This window comes from Blastocatellia bacterium (genome assembly GCA_025054955.1).
GTDB lineage: Bacteria > Acidobacteriota > Blastocatellia > HR10 > J050 > JANWZE01.
Window position 1 is genome coordinate 1 of the sequence record JANWZE010000150.1, and the last position, 2910, is coordinate 2910.

A 2910-nucleotide genomic window follows, 5' to 3' on the forward strand; every position below is an offset into this window, starting at 1 on the left:
CGATCTGTTGCGAAACCAATTGGGTGAAGAAGGCTTCAACCAGCTCCGCCAGCGGTATCGGTTGGGTCAGAATCCAAGGACCGGGCAGCTTGATACCGCTCATCCGTTTCCCAAGACTCGGCACATCGCATACGAAGGTGGCGCACCGATGTGGCCACTGGGCTGGGTGAAGTTAACACCATAAGGAGCGATGACCTATGCGCACGATACTCGTCACCGTGGGCACTTCGTTGCTCAGTAATGCGAGGCGCGATTTGAAGGTTGAGCAGCCGAGCGACCAACAACTGGCGAACTACCTTCGCCACACGGCTGCTGAGAAAGCTACTGCCGAGACAAATTCGCTCTCGCGGCTGCTCAAAGAAGGTGATCATGTCGTCTTCTTGCACTCCCAAACCGATGAGGGCAAGCTGTGTGCCGAAGCACTACGGCGGCATTACAAAGGAGAAGGTTACCAAGCTTGCATGCGGGAAGTGCCCGACCTGACTTACACCGAAAGTCGGTTCAAAATGCGTGGACTTCGCTCGCTGGTCGCAAAGCTCATCGAGCTAATACGGCATGAGCGACAGGAAGAGCGTCAGGTGCTGATCAACGCCACTGGCGGCTTTAAGGCGGAAATCGCTTACGCGACGCTCGTGGGATTGCTCTTTGACGTGCCCGTTTACTACATCCACGAGGCATTCCGCGAGATTATCGAGATGCCGCCCACGCCCATCAGTTGGGATTACACGCTACTGGCCAATTATGAGGAGTTCTTCGAATGGATCAACGGCGATTATCGGCCTACAGTTGAAGTAGATCGGCGGCTGCGTGGGTTGCCGGATGAGATTCGCTTACTTTTGACGGAGGAGGAAGGCTTCACGTCACTGTCGCCCGCCGGCGAGGCATTCTATGAAGCTTACCGCGAGCATTTAGTGCAAGCCGAATATGTGCCTATCCTGGTGTCGGCTCAGGCTCGGAATACTTATGACGCGAGTGCTCCCGACGTGCGCAAGTTATACGACCGCGCGCTCAGGAAACTCAAGTCCAGGGAATTGCGGATCACCGGCGCCGATCGCGTGCGCAACTGCGATTGTCTCGTCTTTCCTAAAGGACACCGCGATGAGCGCGTGTTTTTCTTTGAGGGTGAGGATGGCCGGGTGCACGTTTGCGAACTTGCTCGCCATAGTGACGGAAGTTACGAGCGAATGATTGATCGTGGAGTGCAGCGCGACGCCTACAGAGACTTTCACGAGTGGAAGGCGTGAGGTGATCAGGGTGACTATACCGATACTTTGCTCAAGTGAGAAGAGTAGATTGATCGCTTGTCGTCCGTATTCGATGATCAACGTTGCGAGCAACTCTTTATTGAGGCCAAACGGCGATGAGTTTGTGCGCCCGTTTGGAGCATAAGATAGGAGGTGATGTCAGTGGCTCGATTCCTTGTGTACTTAGAGCCGGCAGAAGAAGGCGGGTACATCATCTCTGCCCCTGCGCTGCCCGGCTGCGTGACGCAGGGCGAGACGCGGGAGGAAGCGCTCCGCATGATTCAGGATGCGATTCGCGGCTACATCGCCAGCTTGCGCAAACATGGAGAGCCGCTTCCTTCCGGCTACGAGGCGGCAGAGTTTGAGGTGATCGAGGTTGAGGTTGACACTGCCTCATGAGCCGCCTTCCTGCGCTCAAGCCAGATGAGGTCATTCGCAAACTCCAGAAGGTGGGGTTCCAGATTGATCATGTCACCGGAAGCCATTATATCCTGCGACATCCAGATGGGCGGCGCGTGGTTGTTCCTTATCATGCTGGCCGGGACATTAAACGCGGGGTGCTGCGGGCGATCATCCGTCAATCGGGGTTGACGGTGGAGGAGTTTCTCAAGCTCTAGACTTTGCCATTGCGCTAAAGATGCTCCGTTGGTGCAACAACCGGCAAGGTGACGGCCAAACGGACTGCGCAACCGTGGGCATTGTCATGAAAATGCAGAGATGGGTTATTGGAGGCTATAGGAGGTGAGACCAATGAAAGCGCTGACGTTTGTCGGATTGGGAAAATATGAGACGGCCCAGTATGGCTACGCTGGAAGGATTGTGGAGTCGAATCTCTTTCCCGTTGCCCTCTACGAGTTTTTTCAGCCGGATCAAATGATCGTCTTCGTCACTGAGCAATCGCGAGCGCGTTATTGGGACGAGTTATGTCAGAAGCTTGCCGGGAAGATCGAACCCGAACCGGTTGAAATCCCTTGGGGCAGCGATCCTGATGAACTTTGGACCATCTTCGATCGCGTCGTCGAAAGTGTGAGCGAGGGCGAGGAAGTGCTCTTTGACATCACGCATGGATTTCGCTCACTGCCGTTTGTCGTCTTCCTGGCCGTCGCCTATCTTCGGGCGGTCAAAAAAGTAAGCGTGCGTGGTATCGTCTACGGCGCATTCGAAGCCAAAGATAGCGAAGGGCGCGCGCCGATGTTCGATCTCTCACCATTTTTGAGTTTGCTCGATTGGCTGGCTGCCGTTCATCTCTTTCGCCGGAGTGGATCGGCGGATGATCTCTCCCGATTACTCCAGGAGATTCAAGATCAGGCTTGGTGCGGATCGGCAGCCGAGCCGTCAGACAAGCCAAAGAAACTTAAGACAATGGGAGGCCAGATCAATGAGCTTTCGCAAGCTCTTTTGCTCATCCGCCCGCTAGAGGTCATGGAGAAAGCCGAGCATCTGGTCAATCAGGTCGCCCCCGCCGCACTGAAAGAGGCCGAGCACTGGGCCAAACCGTTTGCGCTCGTTGCACCCGCGCTGAAGCAGGAACTCTCCCAGTTCGCTTCACCGCCCAGCGCGAAAAACCTCGACGTCCAACGGCGCATGATCAATTGGTATGTGGAGCGAGGCCTGTTGGTCCAAGCCATCACGCTTGCCCGCGAGCTTTTGGTCACGAAGACGTGTC

Annotated in this window: 5 protein-coding genes; all 5 read left to right on the forward strand. The window is 55.5% G+C overall.

Going from position 1 to position 2910, the window contains the following annotated elements; all coding sequences use genetic code 11:
- Positions 1–184, forward strand: a 184-nt coding sequence (locus NZ823_17840) for a hypothetical protein (protein MCS6806987.1), incomplete at its 5' end; no start/stop codon positions are given.
- 13 nt (positions 185–197) lie between these two features.
- On the forward strand, positions 198–1244 hold the full coding sequence (locus NZ823_17845; protein ID MCS6806988.1) for a putative CRISPR-associated protein: 1047 nt from the start codon (positions 198–200) through the stop codon (positions 1242–1244).
- A gap of 162 nt (positions 1245–1406) precedes the next feature.
- Positions 1407–1643 (forward strand): type II toxin-antitoxin system HicB family antitoxin, encoded by a 237-nt coding sequence (locus NZ823_17850; protein MCS6806989.1) that lies wholly within the window; start codon positions 1407–1409, stop codon positions 1641–1643.
- Entirely contained in the window at positions 1640–1861 is a 222-nt protein-coding gene (locus NZ823_17855) for a type II toxin-antitoxin system HicA family toxin (GenBank protein MCS6806990.1), read from the forward strand. Before NZ823_17850 ends, NZ823_17855 begins: the two co-directional genes overlap by 4 nt.
- A gap of 133 nt (positions 1862–1994) precedes the next feature.
- A partial coding sequence (gene csx2, locus NZ823_17860) for a TIGR02221 family CRISPR-associated protein (protein ID MCS6806991.1) occupies positions 1995–2910 on the forward strand: 916 nt, incomplete at its 3' end.

Excerpts from the sequence above, each read along its gene's own strand:
- NZ823_17845 (MCS6806988.1), top strand. The coding sequence starts at position 198 with ATGCGCACGATACTCGTCACCGTGGGCACTTCGTTGCTCAGTAATGCG.
- NZ823_17855 (MCS6806990.1), top strand. The coding sequence starts at position 1,640 with ATGAGCCGCCTTCCTGCGCTCAAGCCAGATGAGGTCATTCGCAAACTC.